This is a genomic window from Pseudomonas monteilii (assembly GCA_001534745.1).
GTDB lineage: Bacteria > Pseudomonadota > Gammaproteobacteria > Pseudomonadales > Pseudomonadaceae > Aquipseudomonas > Aquipseudomonas alabamensis.
The window spans coordinates 3,404,096-3,420,224 of sequence record CP013997.1 but is presented as its reverse complement, the minus strand read 5'-3'; the positions used below and the strand labels follow the sequence as shown (position 1 = coordinate 3,420,224).

At 63.2% G+C, this 16,129-nt stretch carries 12 protein-coding genes and 1 tRNA gene; 6 read left to right on the top strand and 7 right to left on the bottom strand.

Annotated features, from left to right (window positions below; genetic code table 11):
• Positions 1-409: 409 nt before the first annotated feature.
• Positions 410-1,123, bottom strand: a complete 714-nt coding sequence (locus tag APT63_14580) for a hypothetical protein (GenBank protein AMA46742.1) — start codon at positions 1,121-1,123, stop codon at positions 410-412.
• A 788-nt stretch (positions 1,124-1,911) separates the two neighbouring features.
• Positions 1,912-2,379 (bottom strand): hypothetical protein, encoded by a 468-nt coding sequence (locus APT63_14575; protein AMA46741.1) that lies wholly within the window; start codon positions 2,377-2,379, stop codon positions 1,912-1,914.
• Between the two features lie 539 nt (positions 2,380-2,918).
• Between APT63_14575 and APT63_14570 the strand changes: the two genes are divergently transcribed.
• Positions 2,919-3,344: a hypothetical protein gene (locus APT63_14570; GenBank protein ID AMA46740.1), complete on the top strand. Its 426-nt coding sequence runs from the start codon at positions 2,919-2,921 to the stop codon at positions 3,342-3,344.
• Between the two features lie 735 nt (positions 3,345-4,079).
• Here APT63_14570 and APT63_14565 read toward each other — a convergent pair.
• A complete protein-coding gene (locus APT63_14565) occupies positions 4,080-5,378 on the bottom strand; it encodes a mechanosensitive ion channel protein MscS (protein ID AMA46739.1) in 1,299 nt (432 codons plus the stop codon).
• Between the two features lie 104 nt (positions 5,379-5,482).
• Between APT63_14565 and APT63_14560 the strand changes: the two genes are divergently transcribed.
• The 4 genes from APT63_14560 to APT63_14545 all read left to right on the top strand — a co-directional run bounded on the left by APT63_14560 (position 5,483) and on the right by APT63_14545 (position 10,345).
• Complete coding sequence (locus tag APT63_14560; protein AMA46738.1) at positions 5,483-6,838, top strand: RNA helicase; 1,356 nt, start codon at positions 5,483-5,485, stop codon at positions 6,836-6,838.
• 486 nt (positions 6,839-7,324) lie between these two features.
• Positions 7,325-8,089: an oxidoreductase gene (locus APT63_14555; GenBank protein ID AMA46737.1), complete on the top strand. Its 765-nt coding sequence runs from the start codon at positions 7,325-7,327 to the stop codon at positions 8,087-8,089.
• A 118-nt stretch (positions 8,090-8,207) separates the two neighbouring features.
• Entirely contained in the window at positions 8,208-9,440 is a 1,233-nt protein-coding gene (locus APT63_14550) for an ethanolamine utilization protein EutH (GenBank protein AMA46736.1), read from the top strand.
• Positions 9,441-9,541: 101 nt separating this feature from the next.
• Positions 9,542-10,345 carry a helix-turn-helix transcriptional regulator gene (locus APT63_14545; GenBank protein ID AMA46735.1) on the top strand — a complete coding sequence of 268 codons (804 nt, stop codon included), beginning with the start codon at positions 9,542-9,544 and terminating at the stop codon, positions 10,343-10,345.
• Positions 10,346-10,351: 6 nt separating this feature from the next.
• Here APT63_14545 and APT63_14540 read toward each other — a convergent pair whose 3' ends face one another.
• From APT63_14540 to APT63_14530, 3 genes are all read right to left on the bottom strand, one after another.
• The gene (locus APT63_14540) at positions 10,352-11,323 is read right to left on the bottom strand and encodes a magnesium transporter (GenBank protein AMA46734.1); all 972 of its coding nucleotides are present in this window, start codon (positions 11,321-11,323) and stop codon (positions 10,352-10,354) included.
• A 68-nt stretch (positions 11,324-11,391) separates the two neighbouring features.
• The gene (locus tag APT63_14535; GenBank protein AMA46733.1) at positions 11,392-12,123 is read right to left on the bottom strand and encodes an acyl-phosphate glycerol 3-phosphate acyltransferase; all 732 of its coding nucleotides are present in this window, start codon (positions 12,121-12,123) and stop codon (positions 11,392-11,394) included.
• Positions 12,124-12,742: 619 nt separating this feature from the next.
• Positions 12,743-13,426: an enoyl-CoA hydratase gene (locus APT63_14530; protein AMA46732.1), complete on the bottom strand. Its 684-nt coding sequence runs from the start codon at positions 13,424-13,426 to the stop codon at positions 12,743-12,745.
• A 289-nt stretch (positions 13,427-13,715) separates the two neighbouring features.
• Here APT63_14530 and APT63_14525 point away from each other — a divergent pair.
• Positions 13,716-13,805, top strand: a tRNA-Ser gene (locus APT63_14525).
• 112 nt (positions 13,806-13,917) lie between these two features.
• Here the strand turns inward: APT63_14525 and APT63_14520 are convergent.
• Entirely contained in the window at positions 13,918-16,074 is a 2,157-nt protein-coding gene (locus APT63_14520) for a TonB-dependent receptor (protein ID AMA46731.1), read from the bottom strand.
• Positions 16,075-16,129: the final 55 nt, after the last annotated feature.

Below are 16,129 nucleotides of genomic sequence, written 5' to 3'. Positions count from 1 at the left end.
CTGGTGCTGAGTCTTGAGTGGGTTGGGGTTCAGGTGATGACGCTATTGCCAACGTGTTCACAGGCGTTGGGCTCACTGGAGGATCAATTTCAGATGGGTCTTTTTTGCCAATCGCCCAGAGAACGACAAAGAAAACTAGTAACGGCAGGAGCCAAGACTGACCTTTATTACGCATATCCTTTGCATCCTCGAAGTTAGGAATTGTCCTCTCAAACAGCTTAGATGCTCAGGCTGGAATGGCAAACTGTTCTAGCAGCCTCAAAGCTGTCTTGAACGGTTCAGGCTAGCCAGATAGAGGTATCTGCCAAATACGGGCCTCAACATCAAAACTCGCGATTCGAATTTCAAGTAGCCCGTTTGCGTTCATCAGGATTTTCAGTGAGGTGAGCGATTACCCAAGCTCACTCAGTTACTCACTGAGAGGCTTTGCCTGAGTAGGTTCCGAGGTTTCACCCTTCACGTAAACGCTGTCTTCCTGAACCGAATAGATCGCCAGCGGACCCTCACCACCCCCCGTCACATCCAGGGCAACGACATTCCCCAGCCGCAGAGCATGAGGAACCCATGTATGCCCGACACAGATACGCCAGACGCCCCCTACGCCGTGCGCCTGATGCGTTTTGATCCGCTCGCGGCCCCACTGTGCGACAGCCTGAACCTGCGTGTCTGCAAGCCGTTGGGTGAACTCGTCCCAGGCCAATCCCCTAGGCACATCAGCATGCACCACACCTACCCGACCTCGAGCGGTCTCCACCTCGATGACCAGGGGCAAGCTCTCGAGCTTGGCGATGATCATGGGCTTCGATGACTCATCGATCGTCATCCACCACCCTGCACCGTGCGCCGAATAGGGCAGGTGAGGATTGGCGCGATAGGCGTCGATGAGCATTTGCTCGTGATTGCCCCTCACGCAAAAGAACCAGGGCTCACCCAGCAAGGTGAGGCCGTCCAGCATGTCTGGCCCACGGTCGATGAGATCCCCCACGGCGATCAGCCGGTCGACAGACCGATCGAAAGCGAGCGCTTGCAGGCCTCTGTGAAGCTCACGGATCTTGAAGTGGATGTCGCCCACGATGAAGTCGCGGCCAGCGTGATTCTGGGGGAGTGTGAGCAGAAGGGACATGACGACGAACGCTCCAGACATCCGCGTGGAAGACAACGATATTTTACCTGAGTGCCGATACCCACGGGGCTGTAGGTGGTGACGCCGACGGTGAAGGCACCTCAAGCGAGCTGATGGCCGAGGACGCGTAAACGACGCGCATGGATCAGGAACTGAAGCTAGGATTGGGGCAGGGCTGTCTTGCGCCTCAGTCATCGACGGAATGAAAAACGTGCTCTAACGGATTGGAGAATCCATGTCCCACTACTGGCGTCACCCGGCTGTTCCCCATATCGAGATCCGGAATGTAGAGGATGGCCGCACCTTCAGTCACGCAAGCCACGCTCACGCCACCTTTTCCATCGGCGCGATCATGGCAGGGCAGAGCAGCTACCTGAACGGGCAAAGTGTCCGTCACATTTCAGCCGGGAGTGTCGTGTTGATGAACCCTGGTGTGGTGCATGCGTGCAATCCCTTGCAGGGCCAGCCTTGGGCTTATCGGATGTTCTACGTCGATGCCGAGTGGCTGGCCTCGGTGCAACAGGAGGAGGGTATCGGAGCGACAAAGGGCTTCACGCCTTTCGTAGAGACCCACAGCACCGACCCTGCGTTGTTTGCTGGGCTGGATAGTCTTTACCTGACGTTGACCCAGCGCGACGCTGCACCAGACATGCTGCAAGCTGCCGTGCTGACGTTCTTCCAGCGACTGGTGGCTTGGCAGAGGACGAACCATCACCACGCGACGTGTGTGCCCAACAAGATGATTCAGGCTGCAGGTCTCCAGATGAAGCCAGTCGGCCATCAAGGCGTCAGCTTTCAGTCCAGTTGGCTAGGATCCCTTCGAAATCTTCAAGCGCCTGTTGAAACTCAGAGGCGAGAAAGGATGCCGGCTTGCAGTCCTCCATCCACCGCGTTTGCACACCCACCTCCAATCCGTCCGAAACACTCAGCCCAAACCTTGACCACGTCACCACTCCGTCTGCAACGACCTGCTCGACCATGAGCACGGTGCAGTCGAAGTCCATATCGTCTGAACAAACCAGCAGTGGTACCAAGGTTGAGGTGTTGTTTTCACCAATAGCGAATCGACGTTTGGCCAGAGCCTCTTCATCCTCATTGATCAGCCAGATCAATGAAAGGGCAAGCATTGCTGCGTCCTGATAGTCCAGGTGCCGGGCAACCCACTGCTCAATACCGATCCCATCAATCATTAGCCACGCGCAGGCGCTGCGAGAAAATTTGGCTTGGTAGCGACCAGCACTGATGGAATGATGCATCGAGTGATTCCTTGTACGCAGATTGAATGTTGACTGAGCGCGGTGACCAATGTGCGGCTAGACAGTCAGCCTGCACTCGCTGTATTAACGCAGGTAATCAGGAAGCGCAGCCGCTTGATGGACTGCCTGGCTGGGTAACGCCAAGGCTTTATGAGCGTCATGGCCGACGATCACTATACGCGGTCGGCAATGAAGCAGGCGTCCACCCAGCGTTGAAACAGTTGATCATCCCGGCCCAATGCTCGCCGCAACGAGCTCAGCACTCTCCCCACGGACTGCGTTCGCGTTGGCATCCAACGCCGCCAACGCATTTTCGTGTCTGTACGATGTCGACCGCAGTTCGATCTCTCACCCGTTTCGCAGGCCTGTCAAACGCTGCGCGTAGAGACTCCCAGGTAGAATGGATATGTTCAAATACGGCAGCGGCAGTGCGCAGCCCTTTCATGCGAGTTTCCTTAATAGCAAAGGTGGAAACTAAAGCAGAGGCAGCCTATCCCGTATTACAGGTTGGGAACAATGTCTAAGGACAGGACTGAATCATGAAAATCGCCACCCATGTCATCAGCGTGCTGATCTTTCCAATCGCGCCGATTGCAGTGATCTATCTGACCTTTATCATATGCCAAGAGCTCTGGTACGCCAGCTACTATGTGCCAGGAGAGGATGGCGGCGAAGTGGAGCCCGCGATGGCGCTCATCGGTATTCCGTTTTTATTGTTCATCTTGTCCCTGCTACTGGGCAGCTTGACCCTGTTGAGGAAATGGGGCATGGCTCGCGGGTTCATCGGGCTGGTCAGGATACCGCTAGCCGTCGTGGCACTGCTTCTCTCGCTGATCGCGACCATATTTTTTATGGGTGAGCCACAAGCCATATTCGCCCATTGGCAGGTAGCACTGGCCTGGCTGGTCTGGTTCGGCAGTGCCGCAGCCTTCGTGCGCCAGCAATGGGACCGGCTCAGCCCATGAGCCGGATGCATGCATAATGGCCTCACCTGTAAAAGGCGTATTCCCGTACTTTTACGCATTATTCTCGAGCTGGATGGATGAGCCCTGCCCCTCGAACAGGGTCATTCCAAGCCATGGGTGAGAGTAGGGATACCAGAATAAGGAAGGCTACCTGGGACAGATAGAATGGCTCTAGCCACTGTTGCTTCAAGGCGACGTAGAATGTGTTGTGCGCTACGTCGACTACGATAATTGCCGCCGTCAGCACGACTCCGGCTCTCGGTTTGACGAAAAGCAGCAGTGCCGCAAGTGGGTCCAAAAACGTGAGGGCGCCCCAGAAAAGACGGCTGGCTAAGTAAGCGCTAGACCCGTATCCGTAGTCCCAGAGCAATCCATGCGAAACGTCTGCATGGATATGATTAGCGGTGGCAAGGCAAAGACAGCATGCGAAAAAAACGCGCACAACGAGTGACGAACTTGGCATAGCGTTATCTATATTCTAGATGTACAGCCAGCACGATAGCGGAAACCCTCAGCGACGCCAGCAATTACAATGGGAAGGCGTGATCGCCAAGCGCTACCTTCATGCAGCCCTTGACCGATCAGCACACGCAGCAGATGAACCGCAGCGTTGCGCCTAATAGACTTGAGTCGATAACTGCCTTGCACGACGGATTACATCTGGATAATCCATCGCGATCACTGGCTCGTGCGAGAGAAAGACTCGCGCCCTGGCGGGCGCAAGCCCCAGCCACCTCAGGCCTCACTCATCTCCTTGAGGCTGTGCAAAGCCCGATCACGCCCCCGCCCCGCCAACCCCACCCGCCAATCCGCCCCACTGGGCTGCTGATACACCCCCAGCCCAAACTCCGGCAGCACCGCCAGCAGGTAATCGAAGATATCCCCCTGGATCCGCTCGTACTCCGCCCACACCGTGGTCGAAGTGAAGCAATAGATCTCCAGCGGCACCCCTTGGGCGGTCGGTTCCATCTGCCGGACCATGCAGGTCATGTCCTGGCGTATCTCGGGGTGATGCCGCAGGTAGGCCAGTGCGAAGGCGCGGAAGGTGCCGATATTGGTCAGTTGCCGCCGGTTCGCCGTCACCTCGCCAGCAGGGCCCAGGGCCTCGTTCCAGGCGGTCAATTCATGCTGCTTGCCGACCAGATAATCGCCCAGCAAACGCACCTGACTCAGCGTGCGTTCCTCAGGCGCGGTGAGAAAGCGCACGCCGGTCGCGTCGATGAACAGGCTGCGTTTGATCCGCCGTCCACCCGCTTGCTGCATGCCGCGGTAGTTGCGGAAGGACTCGCTCATCAACCGCCAGGTGGGAATCGAGACGATGGTCTTGTCGAAGTTCTGCACCTTGACCGTGTGCAGCGTGATGTCCACCACATCGCCATCGGCGCCGACCTGGGGCATCTCGATCCAATCGCCGACATGGAGCATGTCGTTGCTGGTGAGCTGCACGCTGGCGACGAACGACAGCAGGGTGTCCTTGTAGACCAACAGCAGCACCGCCGACATGGCGCCCAGACCCGAGAGCAGCAGCAGCGGCGAGCGGTCGATCAGGGTGGCGACGATGACGATGGCGCTGAACACCCACAGGACCATCTTCGCCAATTGCACGTAGCCTTTGATCGAGCGAGTGCGGGCGTGCTCGGTGCGCGCGTAGATGTCGAGCAGGGCGTCCAGCAGGCTGGCCAGGGCCAGGGTCATGAACAGCAGGGTGAAGGCCAGCGCCAGGTTGTCGAGAAAGTGCAGGGTGACGGCGCTCAGGCCCGGCACCAGCTTGAGGCCGAACTGGATGACCAGTGATGGCGTGGTCTGGGCCAGGCGATGGAAGACCTTGTTGTGCCGCAGGTCGTCCAGCCAGCGTAGGGCCGGTTGGCGGGCCAGCAGGCGGCTGCCGTGCAGGACCAGGAAGCGGGCCAGGCGGCCCAGGACCAGCGAGACGCCGAAGAGCACGGCCAGGCCGAGGCTGGCGTGGAGCAGGGGGTGTTGGTCGAGGGAGCCCCAGAGGTCGAGGGTGTCGAGCCAGAGTTGTCGGATATCCATGGGAAGCGTGTGGCCATCGTTGCGAAATCAGGCGCTATTAGACCGCGTAACGGCGGTGTGTTGGATAAAAGAAACTCGGCTATGGGCACGGAAAACGTTACCCTATGCAACTGAATTTCTGCACATGCCCGAGGTTACATCCCGTGTTTTCCCAATTCGCCCTGCATGAACGCCTGCTCAAAGCCGTGGCCGAGCTGAACTTTGTCGAGCCGACCCCGGTACAGGCAGCGGCCATCCCCCCGGCCTTGCAAGGGCGAGACCTGCGGGTCACGGCGCAAACCGGCAGCGGCAAGACGGCGGCGTTCGTGCTGCCCATGCTCAACCGGCTGGTGGACCTGCGCGAGCGCCGTGTGGAGATCCGTGCGCTGATCCTGCTGCCGACCCGTGAGCTGGCGCAGCAGACCCTCAAGCAGGTGCAGCTGTTCTCGCAGTTCACCTACATCAAGTCGGGCCTGGTCACGGGCGGCGCGGACTTCAAGGAACAGGCAGCCATGCTGCGCAAGGTGCCGGACGTGCTGATCGGCACACCGGGGCGCCTGCTCGAGCAGCTCAATGCCGGCAACCTCGATCTGTCCCACGTGCAGGTGCTGATCCTCGATGAAGCCGACCGCATGCTCGACATGGGCTTCGCCGAAGACATGGAGCGGCTGTGCCACGAGTGCGCCAACCGCGAGCAGACCCTGCTGTTCTCCGCCACTACGGGTGGCGCGGCGCTGCGCGATGTGATCGGCAAGGTGCTCAAGGACCCTGAGCACCTGATGCTCAACAGTGTTTCGCAGCTGGCCGAAGGCACCCGTCAGCAGGTCATCACTGCCGATCATGACCAGCACAAGGAAAAGATCGTCCAGTGGCTGCTGCAGAACGAGACCTACCAGAAGGCGATCATCTTCACCAACACCCGCGCCTGGGCCGACCGTCTGTACGGACACCTGGTGGCGCAGGACGTGAAGGTGTTCGTGCTGCACGGCGAGAAGGACTCCAAGGACCGCAAGCTGGCCATCGAGCGCTTCAAGCAGGGCAGTTCCAAGGTGCTGGTGGCCACCGACGTGGCGGCGCGCGGGCTGGACATCGAAGGCCTGGACCTGGTGATCAACTTCGACATGCCGCGCAGTGGTGACGAGTACGTGCACCGTGTCGGGCGTACCGGGCGGGCTGGCGCCGAAGGTCTGGCGATCTCGCTGGTGTGCCATAACGACTGGAACCTGATGTCGAGCATCGAACGCTACCTCAAGCAGCAGTTCGAGCGTCGGGTGATCAAGGAGGTCAAGGGCACCTACAACGGGCCGAAGAAGGTCAAGGCCTCGGGCAAGGCAGCGGGCAGCAAGAAGAAAAAGGTCGAGAAGAAGACCGACAAGAAGACCGCCGCCAAGCGCAAGCCGGCTGCTCGTCCGAAGGCCAAGCCCCTGGCCAGTGCCGATGGGATGGCGCCGTTGAAGAAGCGTACGCCCGCGGCGGAGTAAGGCGAGGGTCGGCTTCGTTGGGGCGGGTGCCAGGCACGTCTGCTTTTACAGGGGTGGATAGGCTTGGGGGCGATGGTGACTGCATGGCCGTCATCGCGGGCAAGCCCGCTCCCACAGGGGGCTGGGCTTTGCTTTATCGCCTGTTCTGGCGGATTGGCTGGTTTTGTGGGCCCTGCGGGCCCAATCGCGGCACAGGGGCCGCTCCTACAGGGGACCGCGATAGCCTGCAACCCCGCGGTGGGGTTACGGGTGAGCGGCCCCAGCCGTGGCGCCGGACCGGCCGCGATTGGGCCTGCAGGGCCCATGAAGTCTGTCACGCGCGGGTGCATGGGCCCGTGATTAGCCATCGATCAATGGCCCTGCTTCCCACTCGCCATTCCCTCTGCCAGCCCCTCCCTATACCCTGGACTATATGGACGCCCCCGCCCACGCCCCTTAGCGTAAACGCACAAACCTAACAGCTGATCACAGCGAGGAGTGCATACCATGGGACGTCTTCAAGGCAAGGTCGCGTTGATCACCGGCGGTGCAGGCGGCTGCGGCCTGGCGGCTTCGGAGCTGTTCGCCGCACAGGGCGCCAAGGTCGCGATGCTCGACCTGCCGACCAGCCAGGGCGAGGTCGTCGCTGCACGGATCAATGCCGCGGGCGGCGAGGCGCTGTTCCTGCCGGCCGACGTCTCGGTGGCCGACCAGGTGCAGCAGGCGGTGCGCGAGGCGCAGGCGGCCTTCGGCCCCATCACCGTGCTGATGAACCACGCCGGTATCATCGCCGCCGGGCCGTTCCTGGACACCACCGAAGCCGACTGGGACCGGTTGATGAACGTCAACGTCAAGAGCATGTTCCTGGTCACCCAGGCCGTGCTGCCCGGCATGCTCGCCGCCGGCGGTGGCAGCATCATCTGCACCTCGTCGATCTCCGCCGTGGTCGGCACGCCCATGGAGGTGCTGTACTGCACCACCAAGGGCGCCTGCCACATGTTCGCCCGGGCGCTGGCGGTGGAGTACCGCGACCGCAACATCCGCAGCAATGCCATCTGCCCTGGCTTCATCGGCACCGCCCATGGTCGCCGCGAGCTGGACCTGTTGCGCGGCCTGGGCGTCGATGCTTCCGACGAGGCCATCAAGACGATGCAAGGCCGTCTCTGCGACCCGGCCGAGGTGGCCTCGGCGGCGCTGTTCCTGGCCAGCGACGACGCCAGCTTCGTCAGCGGCTCGCACCTGTTCGTCGACAACGCCTACACCGCCATGTGAACCCCACCCGGCGGCTCACCCTGCCGGGCTTTTCATTTACAACGACAGCGCCCCAGGCGCGCGCCACACCCTTTCAATTCTGCCCACACCACAATAGCCAACAAGAACGAGGCAGCAGATGGAAAACATAGGCACGTACGTCATTTACCTCATCATGGTCTGCGCCGTGATCGGCGCGATCGCATCGATCGTCAACGCCGAATCGGAGCTGGCCAAGGAGTTCACCGCCGGGCTCCACAGCATCGGGCCGATCTTCATCCCCGTGGCCGGGATCATGGCCTCCATCCCGTTCATTTCCAGCTTCATCAGCCAGGTCATCGGCCCGATGTTCCTGGCGATGGGGGCCGATGCCGGGATCGCCGGGCCGATCTTCATCGCCTCCGACCTGGGCGGCTACCAGCTGGCGCAGGCCCTGTCCCACAGCCCCGAAGGCTGGATCCTCGGGCTGATCACCGGCTTTCAGTGCGGGTCGACGGTGATCTTCGTGATCCCGGTGGGGCTGGCCATGCTCGACAAGGCCGATCACAAGTACATGGCGCTGGGGATCATGGCCGGCCTGCTGAGCATCCCGGTCAGCATCGTCCTGATCGCCCTGGGGATGCAGTGGCTCGATCTCGGCGTACGCCCGGACATCGCCACCAGCGGCGCACCGACCCAGGTGCTGCACTTCTCCCTGGGGCAGTTGCTGCAGAACCTGTCGCCGCTGATCCTGTTCTGCTGTGCGTTGGCCGCTGCGCTGCGCTTCATGCCGAACCTGATGGTCAGCCTGTTCCTGCGCCTGGGGCAGTTGATGTATGCCGCGGTGACCCTGGTGCTGGTGGCGTCGATCGTCGAGTACTTCACCGGCGTCTTCACCCACCTGTTCGGGGGCTGGGGCTTCGCGCCGATCATCGCCGACAAGGCGGACCAGTTCCGGGCGCTGGAGATCGCCGGTTACGTGGGCATCATGCTCTGCGGCGCGTTCCCGATGGTGTACCTGATCAAGCGGTTCCTGTCCCGGCCCATCGAAGCGGTGGCCGGGCGCCTGGGGCTGTCGCCGGTCGGGGCGGCGGGCATTCTGGCCGCATCGGCGAACATCCTGGCGATGTTCCGCCTGGTCGCCGACATGCCGCCCAAGGACAAAGTGCTGGTGATCGCTTTCGCCGTGTGCGCGGCCTTCACCTTCGGCGATCACCTGGCCTATTCGGCCAACTTCCAGCCGACGCTGATCCTGCCGTTGATCCTCGGCAAGCTCAGTGGCGGGGTGCTCGGCATCTTCCTGGCGTACTGGCTGGCCGTGCCCAAGGCCGTGGAACTGGGGCGTGAAGAGCAGGCCGAGGTCGCCGTGCGGGTCGGCGCGCAGTTGCACTGAAGCCACTGGGCGTCGTTCAATGAGCGCCGCGTCGCGACCTTGCCCACCGGCAGGGTCGGCTTCGACCGGCGCATCGTCCATCGCCCCAGGGTCGCCACCCCATGAACGCCGCAGACGTCTCTCGCCTTGCCTACGTCATCGATGCCATCGGCTCTGAGCGCCTGGGTCAGGCGGTCGATGCCGCGGTGCAGGCCACGCTCGCCTTCGACATGAGCTGCGCCTACCTGTTTCGCTTCAACCAGCCGCCGGTGCTGGTGCACGACGGCTACCGCCAGCGCGTGGCCGAGCGCACGCTCAAGGCCTACCTGCGTGGCGGTTACCTGCTCGACCCGTTCTACGTGGCCTGCACCCACCAGCACCCGGCGGGCCTCTGGCGCATGAGCGACCTGGCCCCGGACAGCTTCCATGCCTCGGGGTTTTCCATCTCGCGTGACATCCACCCGTGCGTGTCCTCGCACCATGGCAGCCTGATCGAGGAAATCGGCTTCATCGTCCCGGTGCAGCCCAAGACCGCGCTGGTCTACTCGCTCATGCGCGGATTGGACCAGGGCGCCTTCAGCGAGGCCGAGCTGCAGGCGCTGGCCGCATTGGCCCCGGTCATCGAGTCGGCATTCGGGCTGCACCTGAGCCTGCGCCACGCCGACGACCTGAGCGATCCGACCCGCGCCGACCCGGTGATGGAAGACGCCTTCGTGGAAATCCTCCAGGGGCAGTTGACCGAAACCCAACGGCACGTGGCCAAGCTGATCCTGCAAGGGCACAGCAGTCAGTCGATTTCGGCCACCCTGGGCATCTCCGAGGGTACGGTCAAGGTCCACCGCCACAACATCTGCCAACGCCTGGGCATCGCCAGCCACACCGAGCTGTTCCGGTTGTTCATCAATTACCTGATCAAGCCTTCCTGAACGCCGTCACAGCCAGCCGGAGCGCTTGAAGCTGACGAACAGCCCCGTGCAGCCCGTGGCGATGACCCCCAGCACCATGAAGTAGCCGTAGTGCCAGCTCAGCTCGGGCATGTTCTGGAAGTTCATGCCGTAGATCCCGGCAATGGCCGTGGGGAAGGCCAGGATCGCCGCCCAGGCGGCGAACTTGCGTTGCACCGCGCTCTGGCGCGCCGAATCCAGCAGCAGGCCGACTTCGATGGTCTGGCTGGCGATCTCGTGAACGGTGGAGAGGTCTTCCATCTGCCGTTTGACGTGGATCTGCACGTCGCGAAAGTAGGGGCGCATGTTCTTGTCGATGAAGGGGAATTTCAGCCGTTGCAGCTCCTCACTGATCTCCACCATCGGTGCCACGTAGCGCTTCATGCGCAGGACGTCGCGGCGCAGGCGGTGCAGGTGCTTGATGTCCTCTTCCACCAGGGTGCCGGCCAGCACCCGTTGCTCCAAGGACTGGATCTCTTCGTGGATCGCCTCGCTGACCGGCTGGTAGTTCTCGGTGACGAAGTCCAGCAGCGCGTACAGCACGAAGTCCTCGCCGTGCTCGAGCAGCAGCGGACGCGCCTCGCAGCGCTGGCGCACCTGGGCGTAGGAGGTGGAGTGACCGTTGCGGCAGGTGATGACATAGCCCTTGCCGGCGAAGATGTGTGTCTCGATGAACTGCAGTTGCCCGTTCTGTCGGACGGGCGAGTAGGTCACGATGAACAGCGCGTCGCCGAAGGTTTCGAGCTTGGAGCGGCTGTGCTTTTCCAGGGCGTCCTCGATGGACAGCTCGTGCAGGTCGAACTGCTGCTGCAAGGTCTCCAGTTCCTGGGCGCAGGGCTCCTCCAGGCCTATCCAGACGAAGTGCCCTGGCTTGGTCGCCCATTCACGGCCTTGATCGATACCGATGTTGGTGACCTTGCGCCCACCGCTGTATACCGCTGCCGCCACGACACGTCCCATGATGACCTGCTCTCTCGCCCGATTGCGGCCTAGCTTGGGGCCGGCCGCGCTGGCGGGCAAGGGGCATGTCAGCGATAGCGGGCGTCGCTCAGGCGCTCCTGGTCCAGGCGGTCGATGCACTGCTGCATCTGGCCACGGCACTGTTCGATCAAGGCCGGGATGTCCTGCTTGCTCAGGCCGGTGGTCGGGATCGGCGGCAGCGAGCGCACCACCACCGTGCGCCGACGCCAGCCGTTGAGCGTCAGGTCGGCGGCATAGCGGCTGACGCATACCGGCACGATCGGCACACCGGCCTCGATCGCCATGTGGAAGGCGCCTTTCTTGAAGCCGAGCAGATGATCGCTGCGGTTGCGCGTGCCTTCGGGGAAGATGAAGATCGACGCGCCATTCTGCAGCTTGCGCGTGGTCAGGTGCATGGCCTTGCGCGCCTGGTAGGCATTGCCCCGGTCCACCAGTACGTTGCCGCCCAGCCACAGCAGCTGGCCGAACAGCGGGATCAGTCCGAGGCTCTTCTTGCCCACGGCCACCGTGCAGCGCGGGATGACCTGGCCAAGGATGAACAGATCGTAGTTGGACTGGTGGTTGGCGATGATCACGCAGCCTGGCGGCTGATCGGCCAGAGGGCCGGTTTCATCCTTCAGGCGCAGGCCCATGATGCGCGTCGCGGGAATGCCGTAAAGACGCGCGAAGAGGCGGCTGTTGTCTGGATTGAAGGGGCGGCACAGGCCGATCACCAGGCCCACCAGGCTGGCCAGGACGACGTGCAGGCCGAGAAGCATCATGCGCAGAAGATAAAGCATGGAAAGGCTCGCAACCAAAGGTTCGCGGGGCAGTGTACGGCTGTGCACTGAAAAGCTGCAAGGGGGCGTACTACGGCATTGCAGGCTATCGCGGGATCCTGTGGGGCTTGCCTGCGATGCAGGCGGCGCCTGACAGGGCCCTATCGCTGGCAAGCCAGCTCCCACCCAGATCGCTGCAGCCTGTCAGTTCAGTGCCGGCATGGCTGCGCAAGCAGCTTGTGGGAGCGGGCTTGCCCGCGACGTAGGTGGCGCCTGACAGGGCCCTATCGCTGGCAAGCCAGCTCCCACCTAGATCGCTGCAGCCTGTCAGTTCAGTGCCGGCATGGCTGCGTAAGCAGCTTGTGGGGCTTGCCCGCGATGCAGGCGGCGCTTGACAGGGCCCTATCGCTGGCAAGCCAGCTCCCACCTAGATCGCTGCAGCCTGTCAGTTCAGTGCCGGCATGGCTGCGCAAGCAGCTTGTGGGAGCGGGCTTGCCCGCGATGGCGTCCGGCCCGTCACCGCCTGCATCGCAAGCAAGTTTGTTCCTACAGGTCCGGGACGGCCGGTCTGATCAAGATAGGGTATGGGTCAGCGACCCTTCTGCCTTGTGGACGGGCTCACCACACACCAACAGCGATCTCAGTACACCTTGTCCAGCCCGATCGCCTCGTCCAGCGTCTCCAGCAGCACCTTGCGCACCTTCAGCTTGGTCTCCCGGTGCGCCCGCATGTTCAGCTTCTTCAGCTCATGGGCCGCAGCCAGGGCAGTCTCGTGAAGTTGCTCCGGCGACACCACCTTGTCCAGGAAGCCAGCCTCACGCGCCTGCTGCGGATCGAACACCTCGGCATTGATCACCGCGCGCTGGAACGCCGCCGGTTGCAGGCGATCGCGCGCCAGGGTGATGCCGGCATGGTGCATGGTCATGCCGATCTGCACTTCGTTCAGGCAGATCTTGTAAGGCCCGTCGACGCCGATCCGGTAGTCGCTCGACAGCAGCAGGAACGCGCCCTTGGCCACCGCGTTGCCAGGGCAGGCGGCGATCACCGGGAAGGGGTGGGCGAGCAGGCGACGGGACAGGCTCGAACCGGCGCTGACCAGGTCGATCGCCGCCTGGGGGCCGCTGGTCATCACCTTCAGGTCGTAGCCACCCGAGAGAATGCCCGGCTGCCCCGTGATCACCACCACCGCACGGTCCTGCTCGGCGCGGTCCAGGGCGGTGTTGAAGGCCTCGACGACCGCTGGCGAGATGGCGTTGACCTTGCCGTTGTTCAAGGTCAGCAGGGCAACGCCGTCTTCGCAGTGGTAGGTGATCAGCTCGGTCATGACAGCGTCCTTTCGATGGATGAGCCGCCGACGTTACCCAGCGCGGGCGGCCAGGTAAAGCAGCAAGGCTGACCGGCCAGTCAGGCAGGACTGGGCCGCTGGCGCCAGTGTGCGCACCCATACGTTGGCCCTGCCGAACCGCCGGTTCGATTGGCCGGATAGCCCTGTCCGGGGCAGGTTTCCGGCCAGACGGCTTAAGCGCATGAAAATTCTGAAAAAAAGCTTGCCATCGTCCAGGGCTTCGACTAAATTAGCGCGCCTCGACAGGCTGAACAGCTTGAAGAGAAACGGTGAAGTGTCCGAGTGGTCGAAGGAGCACGCCTGGAAAGTGTGTATACGGGAAACCGTATCAAGGGTTCAAATCCCTTCTTCACCGCCACATTCAGAAGAGCCCCCGAAGGTGAAAACCTTCGGGGGTTTTTCGTTTCTGAAGGCGAACTCGCCCGTGTCGCCTGGTCCTGTGCGAAGCGCGACAGGACCGGGCGCAGCCGCTAGAAGTCCACCGACGCCGACAACCGCGCCGTACGCGGCGCACCCTGGAACAGGTAGGCATCCCCCAGGTAATCGCCCACGTCGCGCCAGTAACGCTTGTCGAACAGGTTGTCCACGGTCAGCCGCCATGTCGTGTCGTAGTCGCCGAGGCGGGTGCGATAGCGAGCGCCCACATCCACTACCGTGTAGCCGCCCACGGCGACGTCACCGGTGCGGTCGGCGTACTTGCTGGCGCTGTAGCGCGCACCGCCCAGCAGCGCCAGGCCAGGCACCGGCAGGCTGTACTCGGCCTGCACCGCCAGGCGCAGGTTCGGCACGTTCAGCGCCTGGTGGCCTTCGTAGGCCGAGGTGCCGCTGTCTTCGACGCGAGCGCGCAAGGCCGCAGCGCTGGCCTGCAGGCGCAGGTTGTCGGTCAGCGCGCCGCTGGCACCCAGCTCCAGCCCGAGGTTCTTCTGCTGCCCTTGCTGCACGTAGGTGAAGCCACCGTCTTGCGGCCGTGCGTACTGGTAGGCCTGGCGGATCTGGAACAGCGCTGCGCTCAGGCTCATGCCATGCCAGTCGTGCTTGACGCCCAGTTCGAGCTGTCGTGACACGGTCGGCGCCAGGATCTGCGCGGCGTTGCGGGTGAACCAGGGCGCCGTGCCGCCGTCCGACAGGCCCTTGGCGTAGCTCAGGTACAGCGTGGTATCGGCCTGCGGCTTGTAGAGCAGCGCGGCATTGGGCAGCAGTTCGTAGCGTTGGGTGTGTCGGTCGAGGGTCTTGTCCTCGGCCCAGGCGCGCTCGTCCAGGCGCACTTCACGCGCACCGACCACCACCTGCCAGCGTTCACTGAGCGTGATGCGGTCGCTGAAGAACACCCCGTACTGCCGGCTGTCCAGGCGCCGCACGCTGGCACCGACCGCGCGCGTCGACGGCTCGACCCAGGGCGCACCGGTCCCGATCTGGCCGCTGCCGACCCATTCGTTGTAATAGGGGCGCTGGTCGAGCGTGCGCCGGCGGGCGCTGCTGCCCAAGGTCACGGCGTGCGCCAGGCCGAAGGCCGTGAAGCGCCCGCCGAGCGTGGCCTGCAGCTCGTCGGTGCGGCGCGTGTCGTCGGGGCTGCGGTAGTCGTAGATGTCGTACTCGCCGTCGGGGCTGAAGTGGTTCGGCACGTCCAGGCCGGCGCAGCTGGCGGCGCCGTAGCAGCCCCAGGCGAACGCGCTGTAGTCGTCGATCACCACGCGGCTGTGGGAGGCGCTCACGGTGCCGGTCCAGTCGTCGTCGAAGCGGTACTCGAAACGTCCACCGAGGTTCAGGGCATCGCTCTGCACCGGCTTGGCCCAAGGCTGGTAGGCCAGCCGGTCGTTCGGGTCCACGTGGTGCGGCAGGCGATCCCCGCCGAGCAGTTGATAGCCGGGCACCGAGCGCTGCTCGCGGTGCTGGTAGTCGGCATCGAGCTGCAAGGTGGCGTCCGGGTTGATCTGCCAGTCGAACGCCAGGGAGGCGAAGTCGCGTCGGCCGTCGGCATGGTCGACGTAGCTGCGGATGTCCTCGTGGGCCAGGTTGGCGCGCAGGCCGAACTGCCGCTCGCCGCCGAACCAACCGCCCAGGTCGGTGGCCAGGTAGCGCTCGCCCTGATCGTTGGTCGACAGGGTCACGCGGCGCACGTCTTCCGGGCGCTTGGTCACGTAGTCGATCAGCCCGCCCGGCTCGGAGACGCCGCTTTGCAGCCCCGACAGCCCCTTGAGCAGTTCGACCCGTTCCTTGTTCTCGAGCGCCACGTTCTGCTCGCCGACGACGGTCTGGCCGTTGATCTGGTAGCTGCTGGCGGCATCGAGGGTGAAGCCGCGAACGTTGAAGTTCTCGTAGTAGCCGATCGGTGCGTAGCTTTCGCCGACCGAGGCATCGCCGTGCAGCACCTCGCTCAGTTGCCGGACCTGGCGGTCCTCCAGCTGCGCGCGATCGAACACGCGAATGGCAGCGGGCGTATCGAGCACCGGGGTGTTCTGGAACTGCCCGACGCTGGCCTGTGGGGCCTGCTCGCTGTCGGCATCGTAAGTGTCGGACACACGCAGGGCGTCGAGTTCGATGCCCGTCTCGGCCAACACGGGTACACCGTACAGGGCCAGGCTCAGGCTGAGCAGGCCCAGCGGCAGTGGAGGGCGGGACAGGGGCATGCGGGGCTCCTCGAAGGCCGGGCGCGGGCGGTCATCGCGGGGCGCGGGCGGGCTG

Coding starts and splice junctions, on each gene's coding strand:
- APT63_14535 (AMA46733.1), bottom strand. CDS start 12,123: ATGCTTTATCTTCTGCGCATGATGCTTCTCGGCCTGCACGTCGTCCTG.
- APT63_14520 (AMA46731.1), bottom strand. CDS start 16,074: ATGCCCCTGTCCCGCCCTCCACTGCCGCTGGGCCTGCTCAGCCTGAGC.
- APT63_14565 (AMA46739.1), bottom strand. CDS start 5,378: ATGGATATCCGACAACTCTGGCTCGACACCCTCGACCTCTGGGGCTCC.
- APT63_14575 (AMA46741.1), bottom strand. CDS start 2,379: ATGCATCATTCCATCAGTGCTGGTCGCTACCAAGCCAAATTTTCTCGC.
- APT63_14570 (AMA46740.1), top strand. CDS start 2,919: ATGAAAATCGCCACCCATGTCATCAGCGTGCTGATCTTTCCAATCGCG.
- APT63_14550 (AMA46736.1), top strand. CDS start 8,208: ATGGAAAACATAGGCACGTACGTCATTTACCTCATCATGGTCTGCGCC.
- APT63_14555 (AMA46737.1), top strand. CDS start 7,325: ATGGGACGTCTTCAAGGCAAGGTCGCGTTGATCACCGGCGGTGCAGGC.
- APT63_14580 (AMA46742.1), bottom strand. CDS start 1,123: ATGTCCCTTCTGCTCACACTCCCCCAGAATCACGCTGGCCGCGACTTC.
- APT63_14545 (AMA46735.1), top strand. CDS start 9,542: ATGAACGCCGCAGACGTCTCTCGCCTTGCCTACGTCATCGATGCCATC.
- APT63_14530 (AMA46732.1), bottom strand. CDS start 13,426: ATGACCGAGCTGATCACCTACCACTGCGAAGACGGCGTTGCCCTGCTG.
- APT63_14540 (AMA46734.1), bottom strand. CDS start 11,323: ATGGGACGTGTCGTGGCGGCAGCGGTATACAGCGGTGGGCGCAAGGTC.
- APT63_14560 (AMA46738.1), top strand. CDS start 5,483: ATGCAACTGAATTTCTGCACATGCCCGAGGTTACATCCCGTGTTTTCC.